The 18,211-nt window shown below is 39.9% G+C and carries 20 protein-coding genes; 14 read left to right on the top strand and 6 right to left on the bottom strand.

Annotated features, from left to right (window positions below):
* Window positions 1-27: 27 nt before the first annotated feature.
* Complete coding sequence (locus DEU42_RS13495; protein WP_114758836.1) at window positions 28-2,682, top strand: T9SS type A sorting domain-containing protein; 2,655 nt, start codon at window positions 28-30, stop codon at window positions 2,680-2,682.
* A 72-nt stretch (window positions 2,683-2,754) separates the two neighbouring features.
* Here DEU42_RS13495 and DEU42_RS13490 read toward each other — a convergent pair whose 3' ends face one another.
* The 5 genes from DEU42_RS13490 to DEU42_RS13470 all read right to left on the bottom strand — a co-directional run bounded on the left by DEU42_RS13490 (window position 2,755) and on the right by DEU42_RS13470 (window position 6,248).
* Window positions 2,755-3,243, bottom strand: a complete 489-nt coding sequence (locus DEU42_RS13490; RefSeq protein WP_114758835.1) for a hypothetical protein — start codon at window positions 3,241-3,243, stop codon at window positions 2,755-2,757.
* A gap of 80 nt (window positions 3,244-3,323) precedes the next feature.
* Window positions 3,324-4,634 carry a UDP-N-acetylglucosamine 1-carboxyvinyltransferase gene (gene murA, locus DEU42_RS13485; RefSeq protein ID WP_114758834.1) on the bottom strand — a complete coding sequence of 437 codons (1,311 nt, stop codon included), beginning with the start codon at window positions 4,632-4,634 and terminating at the stop codon, window positions 3,324-3,326.
* Window positions 4,635-4,652: 18 nt separating this feature from the next.
* Window positions 4,653-5,351, bottom strand: a complete 699-nt coding sequence (locus DEU42_RS13480) for a DUF4290 domain-containing protein (RefSeq protein WP_114758833.1) — start codon at window positions 5,349-5,351, stop codon at window positions 4,653-4,655.
* Window positions 5,352-5,366: 15 nt separating this feature from the next.
* Window positions 5,367-5,651, bottom strand: coding sequence for a DUF493 family protein (locus DEU42_RS13475; protein WP_114758832.1), 285 nt, complete (start codon window positions 5,649-5,651; stop codon window positions 5,367-5,369).
* A gap of 294 nt (window positions 5,652-5,945) precedes the next feature.
* A complete protein-coding gene (locus DEU42_RS13470) occupies window positions 5,946-6,248 on the bottom strand; it encodes a hypothetical protein (RefSeq protein ID WP_114758831.1) in 303 nt (100 codons plus the stop codon).
* Window positions 6,249-6,388: 140 nt separating this feature from the next.
* On the opposite strand from DEU42_RS13470, the gene DEU42_RS13465 reads away from it, so the two are divergent.
* From DEU42_RS13465 to DEU42_RS13415, 11 genes are all read left to right on the top strand, one after another.
* Window positions 6,389-7,228 (top strand): methylated-DNA--[protein]-cysteine S-methyltransferase, encoded by an 840-nt coding sequence (locus DEU42_RS13465; protein WP_114758830.1) that lies wholly within the window; start codon window positions 6,389-6,391, stop codon window positions 7,226-7,228.
* Window position 7,229: 1 nt separating this feature from the next.
* Complete coding sequence (locus DEU42_RS13460) at window positions 7,230-7,940, top strand: 2OG-Fe(II) oxygenase (RefSeq protein WP_114758829.1); 711 nt, start codon at window positions 7,230-7,232, stop codon at window positions 7,938-7,940.
* Window positions 7,937-8,188, top strand: a complete 252-nt coding sequence (locus tag DEU42_RS13455) for an Ada metal-binding domain-containing protein (RefSeq protein ID WP_114758828.1) — start codon at window positions 7,937-7,939, stop codon at window positions 8,186-8,188. The genes DEU42_RS13460 and DEU42_RS13455 overlap by 4 nt, the downstream gene beginning before the upstream one ends.
* Window positions 8,175-8,786, top strand: coding sequence for an alpha-ketoglutarate-dependent dioxygenase AlkB family protein (locus tag DEU42_RS13450; RefSeq protein WP_114758827.1), 612 nt, complete (start codon window positions 8,175-8,177; stop codon window positions 8,784-8,786). Before DEU42_RS13455 ends, DEU42_RS13450 begins: the two co-directional genes overlap by 14 nt.
* A 145-nt stretch (window positions 8,787-8,931) precedes the next feature.
* Window positions 8,932-9,231 carry a hypothetical protein gene (locus tag DEU42_RS13445; RefSeq protein ID WP_114758826.1) on the top strand — a complete coding sequence of 100 codons (300 nt, stop codon included), beginning with the start codon at window positions 8,932-8,934 and terminating at the stop codon, window positions 9,229-9,231.
* Between the two features lie 89 nt (window positions 9,232-9,320).
* Complete coding sequence (locus tag DEU42_RS13440; protein WP_114758825.1) at window positions 9,321-10,253, top strand: 1-phosphofructokinase family hexose kinase; 933 nt, start codon at window positions 9,321-9,323, stop codon at window positions 10,251-10,253.
* A gap of 81 nt (window positions 10,254-10,334) precedes the next feature.
* Window positions 10,335-10,619: a hypothetical protein gene (locus DEU42_RS13435; protein WP_114758824.1), complete on the top strand. Its 285-nt coding sequence runs from the start codon at window positions 10,335-10,337 to the stop codon at window positions 10,617-10,619.
* Between the two features lie 307 nt (window positions 10,620-10,926).
* Window positions 10,927-12,291 carry a GH1 family beta-glucosidase gene (locus tag DEU42_RS13430; RefSeq protein WP_114758823.1) on the top strand — a complete coding sequence of 455 codons (1,365 nt, stop codon included), beginning with the start codon at window positions 10,927-10,929 and terminating at the stop codon, window positions 12,289-12,291.
* Window positions 12,292-12,321: 30 nt separating this feature from the next.
* Window positions 12,322-13,323 carry a glycosyltransferase family protein gene (locus tag DEU42_RS13425; protein WP_114758822.1) on the top strand — a complete coding sequence of 334 codons (1,002 nt, stop codon included), beginning with the start codon at window positions 12,322-12,324 and terminating at the stop codon, window positions 13,321-13,323.
* Between the two features lie 134 nt (window positions 13,324-13,457).
* Window positions 13,458-13,682, top strand: a complete 225-nt coding sequence (locus DEU42_RS13420) for a hypothetical protein (protein ID WP_114758821.1) — start codon at window positions 13,458-13,460, stop codon at window positions 13,680-13,682.
* 8 nt (window positions 13,683-13,690) lie between these two features.
* The gene (locus DEU42_RS13415; RefSeq protein ID WP_114758820.1) at window positions 13,691-13,930 is read left to right on the top strand and encodes a hypothetical protein; all 240 of its coding nucleotides are present in this window, start codon (window positions 13,691-13,693) and stop codon (window positions 13,928-13,930) included.
* A 63-nt stretch (window positions 13,931-13,993) separates the two neighbouring features.
* Here the strand turns inward: DEU42_RS13415 and DEU42_RS13410 are convergent, their stop codons facing one another.
* Window positions 13,994-14,485 carry a hypothetical protein gene (locus tag DEU42_RS13410; RefSeq protein WP_114758819.1) on the bottom strand — a complete coding sequence of 164 codons (492 nt, stop codon included), beginning with the start codon at window positions 14,483-14,485 and terminating at the stop codon, window positions 13,994-13,996.
* A gap of 324 nt (window positions 14,486-14,809) precedes the next feature.
* Here DEU42_RS13410 and DEU42_RS13405 point away from each other — a divergent pair, with 324 nt between their 5' ends.
* Both DEU42_RS13405 and DEU42_RS13400 read left to right on the top strand, forming a co-directional pair.
* Window positions 14,810-17,119, top strand: a complete 2,310-nt coding sequence (locus DEU42_RS13405; RefSeq protein WP_114758818.1) for an Ig-like domain-containing protein — start codon at window positions 14,810-14,812, stop codon at window positions 17,117-17,119.
* 249 nt (window positions 17,120-17,368) lie between these two features.
* Window positions 17,369-18,181 carry an SRPBCC family protein gene (locus DEU42_RS13400; protein ID WP_114758817.1) on the top strand — a complete coding sequence of 271 codons (813 nt, stop codon included), beginning with the start codon at window positions 17,369-17,371 and terminating at the stop codon, window positions 18,179-18,181.
* Window positions 18,182-18,211: the final 30 nt, after the last annotated feature.

Genomic DNA, 18,211 nt, shown 5'->3' with positions numbered 1-18,211 from the left:
ATATCTATAACACCAATTATATATCTTATGAAAAAAACATTTACTAATTTAAAATTGATGACGGGATTGTGCTTGCTGTTTATTTTTTCGGCAAATGCGCAAATCACAGTAACTAACGCTAACAATGCCGGAGTGGGTTCGTTCAGGCAGGCAGTACTGGACGTCTCAGCGGGCGGAGCAATCCTTTTTGACGCATCACTTGATGGAACTACAATTACACTTCTAAGCGAAGTGACAATTGACAAAGACATTGTTATTAATGGCAATGGTAATGAAAACACAATAATTAGCGGAAATGGAATGACAAGAGTATTCCTTATTACCGCAGGTAACGTTGTTATAAACAACATTAAAGCTACTAATGGCTCAGCTTTGGATAATGGCGGAGCCATTTCTGTTTCCGGTGGTACTACATTAATGAACAATTGTATCGTTTCTGATAGTAATGCCATGGGAGCTTTAGCTACTAACGGTGGCGGTGGTATTTATGTGAGCAATGGTTCGCTTACCCTTAATGTTTCAACGGTTACTAATAATACCGCTTCAGGAGTATCAGGCAGTGGTGGAGGTATTTTAGTAGGTACCGATGGCTCGCTAACAGTAAACGGATCTGTGATTTCTGACAACATGGCCAACAGAGCCGGTGGAGGTATCGAAGTAAACTCAGCTACTGCAGTAAGTATATCTCTAAACGATACTACATTAAGCGGTAATACAGCCGGATCTAATCCGGGCAATGGTGGTGGACTTCACATTACCGGAGCCAGCAATGCTACAATTTCAGGCGGAGTGGTAACCGACAACACAGCAACATCTGAAGGTGGTGGCCTTTGGAACGGATCGGGTACTATGACTATTACAGGTACTGTTATTAGCGAAAACACTGCAAGCGGAGCAGCTTCCGATCAGGGAGGTGGTGGAATTTACAACCTAAGCGGTATGCTAAACATCAATGCTGAAACACAAATTACCGGCAATGTTGCTGATGGCGCTGCAGGTAGCGGTGGTGGAATTCTGAATGATGTAGGCGGAAAAGTTACAATTAATGATGCCGAAATAACCTTAAACGTTTCTAACAGAGCTGGTGGAGGTATTGAAGACAATTCAGGATCGGCAGGTTTTGTAAACATGACAAATGTTACCCTAAACAACAATACTACTAATATGTCTCCCGGCAACGGTGGAGGACTTCATGTAACGGGTGCAGGTATGGTTACTATTACCGGTGGTACAGTAAGTGATAATGAAGCCGGCGCCGAAGGTGGTGGACTATGGAACGGAACCGGAACAATGACAATTGAAGGTACTGTAATAGCTAACAATACTGCAAGTGGTGCGGGTGCCGATCAGGGAGGCGGAGGAATCTACAACCTAAGCGGTATGCTGAATATTAGCGGAGATACAATGATATCCGGCAATATGGCTACTGGTGCTGCAGGTAGTGGCGGAGGAATCCTTAATGATGTAAATGGTAAAGTTACCATTGAAGATACTGAGATAACTGCGAATATTGCCATGCGTGCAGGTGGTGGTATTGAAGATAATGGTCTTGCTGCCGGTTTTGTAACAATGAACAATGTTACTATAACTTTAAATAATGCAGGAGTGTCTCCAGGTAATGGTGGAGGTGTTCACATGACAGGAATGGGTAATGTAACAATTACCAATAGTATTGTTAGCGGTAATACAGCCGTTGAAGGTGGTGGATTATGGAACGGAACCGGAACAATGACAGTATCTGGTGTAAACATAATGGGTAATACAGCAACCGGAGTAACTGTTACTGAAGGTGGGGGTGGTATCTTTAACAACGGAGGTACGCTTAATGTAAGTGCTTCAACCCTTTCTGCTAATGCAGCAACAGGCCTGTTAGGCCAGGGAGGCGGAATTCATGTTAATGGTGGTACTGCAGTTGTAACGACTACTACACTATCAGGGAATACATCTGTCACAAATGGTGGTGGTATATATAATAACGGTATGCTAACGCTAAATGCCGATACATTTTCTCTAAATGCTGCTTTGGTAAATGGAGGAGGAATTGCAAACGAAGGCACTAACACTGTTAGCATTAAAAACACACTTGTTGCCGGAAATACAGCAATCATTGGTGCTGATCTTTTCGGTGCAGACAACACTATTGTTTCAGGCGGATATAATCTGGTAGCTGTAGTAGATGGTGAGGTTTTCGTAGACACTGAAAACGATATTATGGGAAGCATTTCACTACCTATCGAGATAACTCTTTCAGCATTAACAGAAGTTGAAGATGGTACACCGGTACATAAACTAAGTTGTCCTAGCCCGGCTGCTGATATGGGTGATCCAATGGATACTTTTGCAGACCAAAATGGTTTTGCTGTATTTAACGGAACTCGCGATATTGGAGCGTATGAAGCTCAGGAAGAATGTACTACAGCCGGCATTGAAGAGTTTGCCGCAAACAGAAGTATAGTATATCCTAACCCATCAAATGGTGTATTCAATATAATGCTGGCCTCTAACTATAACAGCGATGTGAATATATCAATATATGAAATTGCCACCGGTAAACTGGTTAAAACAATGAAAACCGATGCTATGAACATAGAAATAGGTATGACAGGTATCAGTACAGGTGCTTATGTTATGCAAATCGTTTCAGATAATGCATCCGAAACCCATAAGCTGATTGTAAATTAGTACAATAGGTTTTATTAGTTGGTTTGATAAGCTCTCCCTTATGGGAGAGCTTTTTTTATAATACCTGAAAAACTATATTTTACCTAATTTTTCAAGTACTAACTTTATCTTTTCAGGTTCCTTAGTGCCTATCATCTGACTGAAACGACCATCATTAAAAGTTAATAACAATCCCATATTCCCGGAAACATTATAGGCTCCTGCACGCAATCCCCAGCCACCATATTCCGAAACAGGATTGTATTTTTTTACTTCACAAGAAGAAATATTCTCCCAACGGTATAATTTCCATTGCATATGATAAGGCCAAAACCTCACATGTACTCCTTCCTCATCAATTTTTACCGACAGTCGCTGCAGGAGTATAAATAATGTAAAAGCTGTTTGTAAAATTGCAACAAAAACAAGACCTGTATTACTCATAGGCTTGTCTCCAAATACCTGTCCCAAGAAAACCTGGGAAACGAGTCCAAATAATATAAATCCGTTAAGCCCTAAAACCAGCCCCAAGAGCCACCATTGACGGAAATACTGTGTTTCAGAAAATAAAATTCTGCTCATATAGCAATGTGTTTCTTACAAATCTACATAAAAAAAGGCTGCATAATTGCAGCCTCATTTTATAATTTACAACTAATCGCTTAGTCGAATCTTTCAATTTTTGCACCGATAGCACGAAGTCTTTCGTCAATTCTTTCGTAACCACGATCAATCTGGTCGCTGTTCTGAATGGTACTTGTACCTTTAGCAGAAAGTGCAGCGATAAGAAGCGATATACCGGCACGGATATCAGGTGATGACATAAGGATACCTTTAAGGGTAGATTTAAAGTCAAGACCAATAACGGTAGCTCTGTGCGGATCGCAAAGAATGATCTTAGCCCCCATATCAATAAGCCTGTCCACAAAGAATAAACGGCTTTCAAACATTTTTTGGTGGATAAGTACCTCTCCCCTTGCCTGAGTAGCCACCACAAGGATGATACTTAAAAGGTCTGGTGTAAAGCCCGGCCACGGAGCATCGGCAATGGTAAGGATAGAGCCATCTATATAATTTTGAATCTCATAACCATCGGTGTGAGCAGGAATATAAATATCATCTCCCCTGCGCTCTAAAGTAATACCTAACTTTCTAAACGTACCCGGAATTACCCCAAGGTTATCCCAACTTACATTTTTAATGGTAATTTCACTTCTTGTCATGGCAGCAAGACCAATCCAGCTACCTATCTCTATCATATCCGGAAGGATACGGTGCTCACATCCGCCAAGTTTCTCAACACCTTCAATTTCAAGAAGGTTAGAACCCACTCCTGTAATTTTTGCACCCATGCTGTTAAGCATGTTACATAGCTGCTGAAGATATGGCTCACACGCAGCGTTGTATATAGTAGTTTTGCCCTCAGCAAGTACAGCAGCCATCACAATGTTTGCAGTACCGGTTACTGAAGCCTCATCTAATAGCATATAAGCACCTTTTAGCTTAGTAGCCTCCACACCATAAAAATGATCTTCTTTATTGTAGCGGAAGGTTGCTCCAAGATTGATAAATCCTTCAAAGTGTGTATCAAGTCTTCTGCGACCAATTTTATCGCCGCCCGGTTTAGGAATATATCCTTTTCCGAAACGCGCCAACAGCGGACCTACAATCATGATTGATCCTCTAAGCGCTGCACCTTCTTTCTTAAAAGCTTCGCTTTCAAGATAAGCAAGATTTACCTCATCGGCCTGGAAAGAGTAAGAGCCGTGAGCCAGTTTTTCTATCTTAACCCCAAGGCTACGCAATAAGTTGATAAGCTTATTTACGTCGATAATATCGGGGATGTTGTTAATGGTTACTTTTTCGGGTGTAAGAAGCACCGTGCACAGCACCTGTAACGCTTCGTTTTTAGCTCCCTGAGGCGTAATTTCACCTTTTAGCGGTGCGCCTCCCTCAATTTTAAATGTTCCCATGCAGTGAAAATAGAAATTTTATGTTTTTCGGTTTTTGTTCTGGTTGTTCTTGCCATTATTAGGCTTGTGCTGCCCTTTTTGTTTCGGGTTATTAAACTGAGTCTTATTGCTCAGTTTTTTATTTACCCTCATCAGATCGGTAGAGTTAGAAAGTTCTTCCTCTGTAGCCTGAAGATTAATTTTGCCTCCTGAAAGTTCATACAGATGCTCAAAAATCACATCGTCTTTCACGGTATCTTTATTCCAGCTCAGGTACGACTTTTTCATATGGTTGGCAATAACCATGATAAGCGCATTCTTCATTTCGCCATCTTCCCATTTATTAGCAACATCAATCATATATTTGATGTTATTGCCATAAAAGCGGTACTTAGGAAAGTTTTGCGGATATTCCAGCCTGTCCGGCTTTTGCGCCAGCAATTCTTTAGAAGGTATTGGGTAAGGTGAATCAACATCCAGCTTAAAATCAGACATTATGAATATCTGATCCCACAGCTTATGCTGAAAATCGGGTACATCGCGCAAATGCGGATTAAGGCTACCCATTACCGAAATGATATATTTAGCAGCTTTATTACGTTCTTCCCTGTCTTCAAGCTCCACCGCCTGCTCAATTAGCTTTTGCAGGTGTCTTCCATATTCAGGAATGATGAGATGAGGCCTTTCGGCATTATATTCAAGAAATGTAACTGCTTCTGCCGGATTATGTCTCGTCATTTGTTTTTGAGGTCTTTATAATGATATGATTCCTTCGATACCCGAAAGCTCAATATATTTGTCTATTACCGATTGTGCGCTTACCATTCTTACATTAACGGATACCGCAGTATATTTTCCAGTTTTAGACTGTGTAGTTTCTATTACCGCACCCATGTTGTCGAATGATTTTTCAACCTTTTCAACATTCGCCGGAAGCGAAGGCACTATAAATTTAAATAAATATTCCGAAGGCCACAGGGTGGAATCCGTAAGTTCCTGTTTTAGCCTTGCATAAAATTCTTCGCTTTTCTTATCCATTCGTCATAAAATAAACGCAAATATACGCATTACGAACCAAGTATCTATAAAAAATATCAGCTCAGAATGCTTAATTACAACATTCATAATTTTTTACCGACACTGGCTTTTAACTATTGCCAATACTGCATTTTTAATGCAAAATACCCTTTCATTTTTTATCTAAAATATAAAAAATTTATACCACTATACGCAACCTTTCGTTTTTTATGCATCTATAGTATATAGGTTTAGGTTATGAATTGGTTATTTTGAAACCCCGCTGACTTCATGCAGCGGGGTTTTGTTTTATTTTTAATTTCCTATCAACATTACAACTATAACAGCAGCGATTATCTCCAGTATAAAAGAAACAAGAATTATCTTATCGAGGAGCGTGCGGTTTCTGAATAACCGTATAGAAATATAAAGCGCAGACCCCATTAAAAGATTAAGATAGATCCACTGCACAAATACATTTGTCAGGTAAGGATTAGGCATCTCACCATAAGTATTTGTAAGCGCCATACCCATCAATACACTAAAAACTATAATCCATATAAAATAGAGCGCTACAAGCACATGAAATGCAATATGTTTACTGTCAATTCTTCTCATTTCAAAAAAGTGTTATCTGTATATAACGCAGTATTATGTATATTTATTGATGCATATCTCCCTAAAAGTTGACAAGAATCGGGTTGTCCCCGGCAAAGGCAGCCTGTACTTTTGTACTGTAACTATAAGGTATATACATCATGAAAGAGCAAAGTAATATAAATTTTGAAAGGATAACACAGGCTATAGATTATCTTAAAGATAATTTTAAAGAGCAGCCAAACCTTGAGGAGTTGGCAGAAAAAGTACACCTGAGTCAGTTTCACTTTCAAAAGCTGTTTACAGACTGGGCCGGTGTTAGCCCTAAAAAGTTTTTGCAATACCTGAGTATAGAGCATGCCAAGAAACTACTTGCAAACACATCGTCTACCCTCTTTGACACTGCTTTACAAACCGGATTATCGGGTACAGGCAGGTTGCATGACCTTTTCATAAACATAGAAGGTATGACACCGGGAGAGTATAAAAATGGAGGTGAAAACCTCAGTATCAACTATAGCTATGCTGCAACGCCGTTCGGAACTATACTTGCTGCATCTACAGTAAAAGGAATTTGCCATTTAGCCTTCGCCGACGACCAAGCAAACGCATTTTCGGTATTGAAAAATAAATTCCCAAATGCTCATTTTTCCCAAACAACAGATAATTTTCAGGCTGAAGCGCTTAATGTTTTTATAAATGGTACTTCTGCCGACGCTATAAAACTACATCTTAAAGGCACTCCATTTCAGCTAAAGGTATGGGAAGCATTACTTAACATCCCTACCGGCAACCTGATAACTTATGGAAGTATAGCACAAATAATTGGTTCGCCTAAAGCTTCAAGAGCTGTGGGTTCGGCTGTTGGTGACAACCCGGTAGCCTATATTATTCCGTGCCACAGGGTAATTCAATCCAGCGGGGTTATGGGCAACTACCATTGGGGCAGTAACCGCAAGGCTGCTATGATAGGATGGGAATCAGCAAAAGCAGACATATAACATGAATAGTAAACAAAAAACGGCTACGTTGCAATGGAGCTGCATTGCCGAAAGCCTTAACAATAAAGGTTATGCCATAATCCCAGAATTTTTCTCTGCTGAAGAATGTGATTCACTGGCCAATTTATATAACAACCCAACCCTGTACCGAAAAACGGTCGTGATGGAGCGTCATCGCTTTGGGTTGGGCGAATACAAATATTTCACTTACCCTTTGCCGGAAGTGATTGCCAGTGTAAGGCAGGAAATTTATCCTTATCTCTCGGCAATTGCCAACACCTGGATGAAAGCACTGAACATTAATACCATGTTCCCAAAACAACTGGAACAACTTCATGAACAATGCCGTACTAATAATCAGCTGAAGCCAACTGTTCTAATCCTTAAATATGGTAAGGGAGGTTTTAACACCCTGCATCAGGATTTATATGGCGATGTGTATTTCCCTTTACAGACAGTTGTTATGTTAACTCAGCCTGAGACAGATTATACCGGAGGCGAATTTGTACTGACAGAACAGGTACCCAAAGCACAATCTAAAGCTATAGTATTAAAACCTAACAAAGGTGATATGCTTATATTTACCACAAACTTCAGGCCTGCAAAAAGCAGTAAAGGGTATTACCGTGCCGCTATGAGACACGGCGTTAGTGAGGTACAAAGCGGCAAACGCATGGCTATGGGAATTATATTTCACGATGCTGTAACATGATTGCCCACAAACAATTATTACCGGAAGAGCTTAGAGCATTAATTAAAGTCCGAGTACTTATCTTTGGAGGAAATAAAAAGCTAAAAATATTCGGAAAATTAAACTGCGTATCTGGCAAAAGGATGAAAACAGATAACCGGGTATTTTTTACTACATCAGAAGAAGCTAAGTTTTTTGGTTATCGTCCCTGCGGACATTGCATGAAAGAAGAATATAAAATCTGGAAAAAGGAAAATGGATTTGTTTAACAACAATAATGAAACTAACCTTCTCCCCTATGATGGTGAGGTAATATACTATGGCCATATACTTAGCGAAAGCGAAGCCTGGCATTATTATGATATTTTACTGAACGAGATCGCCTGGCAAAATGACGAAGCTATAATTTTTGGCAAAAGGATAATAACCAAACGAAAAGTGGCGTGGTATGGTAATGAAAATTACAGCTACACCTATTCAGGCACTACAAAGACAGCATTACCCTGGACAAAAGCTCTGATGGAACTTAAAGATTTAACTGAAAAAACATGTGGTAGCAAGTTCAATTCCTGCCTTTTAAACCTGTACCATGATGGCGACGAAGGTATGGCCTGGCATAGCGATGATGAAAAAAGTTTAGGGAAGAATACGGTAATTGGCTCTTTAAGTTTTGGCGCTGTAAGAAAATTCAGTTTCAAGCATAAGGAAACCAGTCAGAAAATAGACACAATTTTAGATAACGGAAGTCTTTTAGTTATGAAGGGCGAAACCCAGACAAATTGGTTGCACAGATTGCCTCCTTCCACTAAAATCAAGCATCCGCGAATAAACCTGACATTCAGAACCATAGTTACAAATACACCATAAGCTTCCAAATTTTAATTAATAACACGGATATTTAAACAGGATTACAAATAATGCATATATTTACCCTGTTAATTCTTTGTTATTAAAGAGTTAAGGTCCCCCCAACCGCCCCAAATATACTGTTCAATTAATTTACGTGCAACCTATGAAGCTAAAAGAACTGAAACTATGGCTTAACAAGTTGTCTGACGAAGAACTTGAAAAAGAATTATTGTATAATTCTATGGATTATGGGATTTCAGGGACTGTATCTGAAATTAACAAATCTGACGACAACCTGTACTACGTTGGAGATGAGCCCGTGCTGCTGCACACCAAAGACGAACTGAAACAACGCGGCTATAGCGACAACCAGATATCGGATCTGGATGTTGAGATACCCAAAGGATGCTATTACATTGAATTAAGCAATGAATACAGTATCCTTGAGCGTTTTATGGATTAAATCTCCCGGATTTAACATTAACACAATGCTATGGCAATAATTAGGCAAAATTTGGTAAATTAGCTTTTACCAACACCTTTATTATTGCCATGGCAAAAACTATTCTTTCCATAACACTTAATCCGGCCGTAGACAAAAGCAGTACGGCAAACCATATACAACCCGAAAAAAAGATACGCTGCTCACAACCTGTTTACGAACCCGGTGGCGGAGGTATAAACGTTTCACGCGCACTTTTACGTCTTGGAATAACTTCTACCGCGCTTTTTTCTAAAGGAGGACGCACTGGCGAACTGCTTGAAAATCTTTTAAAAAAGGAAGGTGTAACAACTCTTCCTGTAGAAACATCGGCCGAAACACGTGAAAATTTTATTGTTGTTGACACGGCTAATAATAATCAGTTCCGTTTTGGAATGCCGGGCGAAAAGATAACAACTGCCGATGCTGATGCTTTACGCAAAGCAATACTAAATGCTTCTCCCTCTCCTGATATAGCGGTAATAAGCGGAAGCCTGCCGGATGGCATATCTACCGGATGGCTTACGGAAATAGTTCGCGAGCTCAAATCGAAAAATGTAAAGATCATTGCCGATACTTCGGGTGATGCACTTACCGAAATACTAAACGAAGGCGTACACCTTATAAAACCAAACCTTGGCGAACTCAGCCGCCTGTCCGGTATGGAAGAACTGGATAATGATTCAGCCGATGAAGCAGCTAAAAAGCTCATAAATGAGGGTAAAGCCGAAATTGTAGCTGTCTCGATGGGACCCCAGGGAGCCTACCTTGTAAGCAAGGAAGAATGTGTGCACGTACCGGCACCTTCAGTAAAAAAACTTAGTACTGTAGGTGCAGGAGACAGTATGGTGGCAGGAATGGTATCGGTAATTGCCAAAGGTGGCAGCCTTACCGAAATAGCACGCATGGGCGTTGCCTGCGGTACCGCTGCTACCATGAGCAAAGGAACAGGACTATTTACAAAAGAGAATGCTGAAAAGCTATACCAGTGGCTTTCGAAATAATTGTGCGTTTTGGGTTATGAGTTCAGCGTTATGTGTTGCTGAACACCAAACCCCGAACTCTAAACCCTAAACATTGAAATTATGAAATACCTAGACGCCAAAGATGTTTTTGAAGAACTTAAAAGCTTTGAAGGCAAAGCCACCTTTAAGGGAGAAGAAACCGTTATAGACTATTTTGTACTACTACCCAAAACCGAGTTAGAAAACCTGGATGCAAAAAACTTTCTTGAAACCTATGAAGCCAGCACTAGTTTTGAGATTGAAGGTTATCATGAAAAAGAGCCCTACACACTTATAGGTATAAATATAGAGGAAGAACGCTATAGCAATGATGTTGACTATTTCATGAAGATGATTGTATGGTAAAATGGATAGCTGGACTTTTAGATTGTTGGATTGTTCGACTCTTAGCCCCATCAAACTGCCAACTATCAAATTATCGATCACTCTAAAGATCCAACTATCAAACCTATTGATAGTTAATATTTTATTAACCTCAACATAACCCTGTATTCATCTCACTATCCGTATTTTACAGAAAAATAAGGATATGATTTTTTTTCTGTTTAAATATCTGATTTCTTTCAGGGAGTGGCTTTTTCTAAAAGCTATGCAGTCTACATTTCTGCATTAATATCTGCTCAAAAAACAATTTTAGATCTCTGCTTTTTGAATGGATATAAATAATGCTTTTACACCTGATAAATCCCTTTTTGGAGATGATTTCCTATGGGGTGTATCAACCGCCGCCTTTCAGATAGAAGGCTCTCACGACGCCGATGGCAAAGGATTGTCTATCTGGGATGTTTTTACTGCTAAAAAAGGCAGGATAAAAAGTAATCATCACGCCAGGACTGCTTGTAACTTTTACGCTTCTTATCAAACCGACATTAACCTTATCAGTGAGCTGAATATACCTAATTTCAGGTTTTCCATCAGTTGGTCACGATTGTTTCCTAATGGCACAGGGGAGGTTAACCAGGCGGGAATAGATTATTACAACAACCTAATCGATTACATGACATCTCAGGGTATTGAACCCTGGGTTACCTTATACCACTGGGACCTGCCCCATGCCCTTGAACTAAAAGGCGGATGGACCAATCGGGAAAGTATCAGTTGGTTTACCGAATTTACCGAACTGTGCGCGCGCCACTTTGGCGACAGGGTGAAAAACTGGATGGTAATGAATGAACCATCGGTGTTTACCGGTGCCGGTTATTTTTTGGGCATACACGCTCCGGGAAAAAGAGGCATAAGCAATTATGCAAAAGCAGTACACCATGTAACAATGGCTACAGCAGCCGGAGGGAGGATCTTGCGTAATCTTTTACCTGAAGCAAATATCGGAACTACATTCTCCTGTACTTATATAGAACCGGCATCGGATAAACGCAAAGACATCGCAGCAGCAAAACGTGTTGACACGTTACTGAACCGCACTTTTATAGAGCCCATTTTAGGTATGGGATATCCGCAGGAAGACCTGCCCGTATTAAACAAACTCAACAAATACATGCTGCCGGGCGACAGGGAAAATATGGCTTTTGATTTTGATTTCATCGGCCTGCAATGTTATACCCGCGAGGTTGTACGTTCGTCTATGCTTACGCCTTATATAGGTGCATCACTGGTTACCGCCCAAAAACGTAAGGTACCACTATTAACCGAAATGAAATGGGAAGTATACCCCCCTGCTATCAGCAATATGCTAAAACAGTTTAGCAAGTATGAAAACATCAAAAAAATAATTGTTACCGAAAACGGAGCTGCTTTTCCCGATACTCTAATAAATGGTGAAGTAAATGACACGGAACGCACACAATACATTCAGGATCATCTGACCGAGATATTGAGGGCAAAAAATGAAGGTGCAAAAGTAGACGGCTATTTTGTATGGAGCCTGACCGACAATTTTGAATGGGCCGAGGGTTACCATGCCCGTTTTGGACTTATCCACATCGATTTTGACACACAACAAAGAACTATTAAACAATCAGGGCATTGGTACCGTCAATTTTTAGCAGATGAAAAATAGGCCTTCCATATCCCTAAATCCCCTAATACTATGAAAATTCTTTATGCAGTACAGGGAACCGGTAACGGACACCTGAGCCGCGCAATGGACATTATACCATGCCTTCAAAAGCATGGCGAGGTAGATATACTCGTGAGCGGCATACAGGGAGACCTGAAACTGCCTTTTCCTGTAAAATATGAATTAAGAGGCCTTAGCTTTATCTTCGGAAAAAAAGGCGGTGTAGATCTATGGAAAACATTTGCTAAAACCAATACCCGAAAACTGGTTAGAAGCATTAAAGATCTTCCTGTTGAGAATTACGATCTTGTAATAAATGATTTTGAACCCGTATCGGCATGGGCATGTAATATGAAAAACAAACCATGTATCGCCCTGAGCCATCAGGCAGCCGTACTGGATAAACGCTACCCACAACCGGAAGACAAAGACAGGACCGGAAGGCTTATCCTGAAACATTATGCCCCTTCTGATTATAGGTATGGCTTTCATTTTAATGGTGATAACGAAACTATATTCACGCCTGTAATTCGACAGCAGGTTCGCAACCATGAAGTTACCAATGGCGGACACTATACGGTTTACCTTCCATCATACGACGATAAGACCTTATTAAAAAGACTATCTGAGTTTAAAGACGTAAAATGGGATGTATTCTCTAAACATAACAAAAAAGAGATTGTACAGGGTAATATCATTATTCAGCCTATAAATAACGAACAGTTTACTGCTAGCATGGCGGCGTCGGCAGGTGTACTTTGCGGTGCTGGTTTTGAAACTCCGGCAGAGGCATTATACCTTGGCAAAAAGTTGTTGGTTATACCTATGAAAAACCAATATGAACAACAGCTTAACGCTGCTGCCCTTGAGCAAATGGGAGTAACGGTGATTAAGAGCCTGAAACCAAAATATGATGGCGTTATTCAGGACTGGATTGAAAATGGCGAGGTGATTCCGGTAAATTATCCCGATATGACCCAAAAGATTGTAGACAGGGTGGTAATGAGACACATGAAAACAAAACTGGTTTAACAAACTACTTAACTGTGCCATAACAGGTTAAGTTTTTTCTTAAAAATAATTAATGTTTTATTGGCTTTATTTTACCAAAACTTTAAAGGTATATGGTTCATCTTTGTACCACAATCAACCCTAAAACTGTAGTTATGAAAAAGAACATTGACCTTGCCACAATCAAAAATTTTATCCTGACAAACGCCCTGAATGAAAATGTTATGCTTATGCTGCATCCTTCTAATTTTGACAAACTTGTTACCAATGGGAAAGAAAAAGCAAAAGCACTTTGCATAGCAGGAATTAATGTAATACCTGACGATAATAACGAAATAAGCGAGGGCGAAATTGACGTCCTTGAAATAAAATTCAATTAAGAAACATCATGAGAATAGCCATTAGCTACGATACCATCCAGGAATATATATTAGAGAATGACCTGAACGAAAGCGACAGCATTATACTGCACCCTGCAGATTATGATAACCTTGCTGCCGAATATGCTGAAGAAAACAATATTATGATATTCCGGTCTTTCGAAATCCTGGGCATTCAGGTTATAGAAGACACCGAAGATGAAGTAAAAAAGAACCAGATAATGGTTGTACAAATGGATGCATTCTAACCTATATTTATAAGTAAAGCCACCGTTATGGTGGCTTTACTATTTCTTGTATAGAGTGTAGAGTTAATTTGCCGTCATGGCAACATTAGTCATTGTTCCGCTAAACACACCGGTAAGAAAATTATCGATACAGCCTATATCTTTTTGCGAACGAGGGTCTTTCCTGATTTTTAAGGAAGAATCGACCAGATATTTTTCGCAGCGGTTTACAACAGTTCTGGCCTGCATAGGTCCCATTACTTCTATTATTTTAATATCAGTAACGGTAACCACATAATTACCACCTTCGTTTTTTACAGTAAAACTAAACTTGTAATCATTCCGAATTGCAGGACTGCCTTCCGAACACGAATTCTTTATTTTTTCGGCAAATCCCATTTGACTATCATTAGTTGCTATTTCAACTTTTAAATCGGGCTGAGTTTCTACGTTTGCAATTATGTTTGCAGTTGCCGGATAAGTATGCTGCCATATGAGATTGCCGTTTTCGTTCCTGAAACCATCCTGTGCCATAGCAGGCAGTGTAAACAGCAATGATAAAAGTAATTTTTTCATAGCATAAAGTTTTTAAGTTTAAACACTGTTTGAGTATATAGCAAGGTTTACTAAAATTACAACTAAAACAGGCTGAAGTACCAAACCACTACCCTTTTACCATTTTTTTATGATTACACCCCAATAAACAGTTAAAGTCAGCCTGAAAAAAACTGTAAAATCTTAGGTTTTTTATTACAATCAGTAAAAAAATACTGTTAATAAAATAATCTATTCCATGAATCAGGACATAAACCATCATTTTTTCTGATAAATAATATCTAATTATTTTTAATTAATCTAAATAAATACATTTGCTCTGTAACATAAACTACTCCAAACAGCATGAAAAAAATTATATTCTTAATTGTAGCATTGGCAATGGGCAAAATACAGGCGCAAACCTGTGAAGGAAACGACCCGGGTGAAACAGCCGGAGCCACAAGCTGCATAACTTTTACTTATGATGGCTCGTCAGCTCAATATACCACTGTACGCGCAGCAGACGGCAATGTATGGATGCAACAAAACTTGGGAAGCTCACAGGTAGCTACATCGGCAACAGATGCTGCTTCTTATGGCGATTACTTTCAATGGGGACGTTGGCAGGATGGCCACGAAAAAAGTAACTCGGCAATAGGAACAGACGTTAACCCAAATAACCCAATGGGACTTGGCACAGCCAACAACACTTTTATACCCACCTGGTGGAATGCAGGAAACACTACTGACACCTGGGAGGCTGCAACACCGGCTGCGGTAAGCGAAACCAACGGTTGCGACCCTTGTAAAGCAGCTCTTGGCAACGGCTGGAGAATTCCGACCGAAGCAGAATGGACAGCTGTTATAGAAGCTGAAAACATAACCAATGTAGAATCAGGATTTACAAGTAACCTTAAGCTTGCCGTTGCAGGCTACAGAGGATCTTCCGGGAATTTTTCATTTGTAGGCCAGAGAGGTTATTACTGGAACAGTAACGTAAGCGCTACGTTAAATAATTACGGAAGAAATCTTTACTATAGTAATGCCGTGATGAATCCTAATGCGGGTGCACCAAGATTACAGGCACATCCAATACGCTGTATTAAAGGACAGTCTACGGTACAACCACTGCCTTCAAATCTTACTATCGCTGTTTTGGGTGGTGCTCCAACAGTAATTATTACTAACGGAGGTACTTTACAGTTACTTGCCACAATTACACCTTCAAATGCAAGTCAGCAGGTAACATGGAGTATAACGTCTGGCAGTGAATTAGCTACTATAAATAACACAGGACTAGTAACAGCAACCGCGAATGGAACAATTACTGTTCAGGCTGTGAGCACAGAAGCTCCTGCTGTATTTAACTCAATTACCATCACAATTGCAAATCAGGTAGTAACGCCTACTGCCGTTGAGATTTCAACCGAAAATAATGCTGATGCTATAATAAATACCAATGAAGGAACTTTACAGTTAAACGCAGCAGTACTGCCATCGGGAGCTAACCAAAACGTAACCTGGAGCATAACTTCGGGCAACGAACTGGCATCTTTAGACGGTAACGGACTGGTTACGGCGATTGCTAATGGTACAATTACTGTACAAGCCGTAAGCACAGTTGATACATCACTTACTGACACTATCGAAATTATTATTACAGGGCAATATGTAGCACCAACGAGTATTGAAGTGACCGTTCAAGATGATCTTTCACCATTCATCATCACGGCTGGCGGAACATTACAATTAGAGTCTGCTATACTACCTGCAGAGGCCAATCAGGCGGTGACATGGAGTATTTCTGCAGGAAACGGACTGGCAACTATAGATGAAAACGGACTTGTTACGGCAATTGCAGACGGCCTAGTTATATTACAGGCAACAAGTAATGACGATGTTACATTACTGGATACTATCGAAGTTACGATAATTAATCAAGATGTCGCTTCGGCCGCACCTTACTGTCAGGCAGTAGTTGATTATGATGTAGAGCCTATATCGTTGGTACAGTTTGCCGGCATAAGCAATGCTACAAACCCTGAAGTGAATGCAACACCATCATACGAGAACTTTACAAGCATAACAGGAAGCGTAGAAAAAGGACAGACTTACCCTCTTACTGTTCAAGGAAATACTTCAGGATTGTTTACCCACGACATAAGGGTATTTATAGACTGGAACCATGATAACAGCTTTGATATGATTACTGAGTACTACCTGACTTCATTGGAAAACACAACAGGTACAGATGGCGTTCAGGCGACACTTAACATAACAGTTCCCGAAAATGCCCTTACAGGCACAACAAGGCTAAGGGTAACCAAAGATATGTGGAATGTTTATGAAGAAGGCGAGTTTGATGCCTGTACTAATGCTTACTACGGACAGATAGAAGATTATTCACTAAACGTATCTGAACCTGTGGCCGGACTGAATGACAATAGCACCATCGTTTTTACGGTATTTCCTAACCCTAGTAACGGAATCGTAAATATAAAATCTGCCGCAGAAGTGGTTTTAGCAGAAGTTTACAACCTTACCGGACAACGTGTTGCCATAAGCAGTCAGGCATCGATTGATCTTTCATCAGTAGTAGCAGGAATGTATATTATTAAATTAGAGTTTGCAGGTGGTAGCACGGCTACCCATAAAATATTGAAAAGTAATTAATTAGTAGTGTAGTTAATTTTGCAAATCAAAAAAAATACTTGTGTAAATAGTTAGTAGTTAAAGTTAGTTTTTGTTTTATTCATATTTTTTTTGAGGGCCGCTGTGTAAAACAGCGGCTCTTTTTTTTATGTAATCTAAGCCTTTAAATGTTTATGACTCCCTTAAGAATACTTTACCATATCCTTATCATAGTAACCTCCTTATAATGAGTAATTTTAGTACATACAGAAACTATTAAAGCAAATCATTATGGAAACCAGCAAAATATTTAAAACAACGGAACCCAAAAGGAATTTTTCAAAATATGATGAATCGGGTACCGACCCAAACCGTTATGCATCAGTTTCCAATGCAACAGAAGCTGATTCATACCTGCACAAAGGCAAAAAAAGCATTGTTCCGGGACTTAGGGTAAACGTAAGCAAAACCGAACGTATTGTTATGGTGGCAGCCGGTGCCTATATGCTTTACCGTGCCCTGAAAAAAGAAAAAAGTACCCCAAAAAAGTTAATTGAGGGAATCACAGCCGGTACTATGCTTTTTAGAGGCATTAGTGGCTACTGCCCTGCTTATGACCTGATAGATAAAAAAGGACTTTTAAAAGGCAGCAATGTTGCAATTACGGCATCTCTGAATATCAATAAACCGGTTGTTGACGTTTATAATGCATGGAGAAAACTTGAAAACCTGCCGCAGTTTATGAAACATCTTCATAGTGTAGAAGAAATTGGCGGGCAAACATCACACTGGAAAGCTAAACTTCCGGGAGGTATTGGTACTATTGGCTGGAAAGCCCAGATACTTACCGATAAGCCTAACGAAGTTTTAAGCTGGCAATCGGTTGCCGATTCTACATTGCATAATGCAGGAAGGGTAACTTTTAAGAGAAACAGCGACGGTAACGGTACCGATATCGAAGTAAGTATCGCGTATCATGCGCCATTTGGAAAAGCAGGTGCAGGTGCAGCAAAACTGCTAACTCCTGTATTTGAAAGAATGCTACAAAAAGACATTGAAAGTTTTAAAACATATATAGAAAGCGGTATTACACAAGCATCATAGTATTTTAGTGAATTTCATTTGTTAAGAAGA

It is taken from the genome of Flavobacterium sp. AG291 (genome assembly GCF_003350375.1).
GTDB lineage: Bacteria > Bacteroidota > Bacteroidia > Flavobacteriales > Flavobacteriaceae > Flavobacterium > Flavobacterium suzhouense.
Note: the sequence above shows the minus strand (reverse complement) of the source record. Positions and strands in the feature narration are given on the sequence as shown.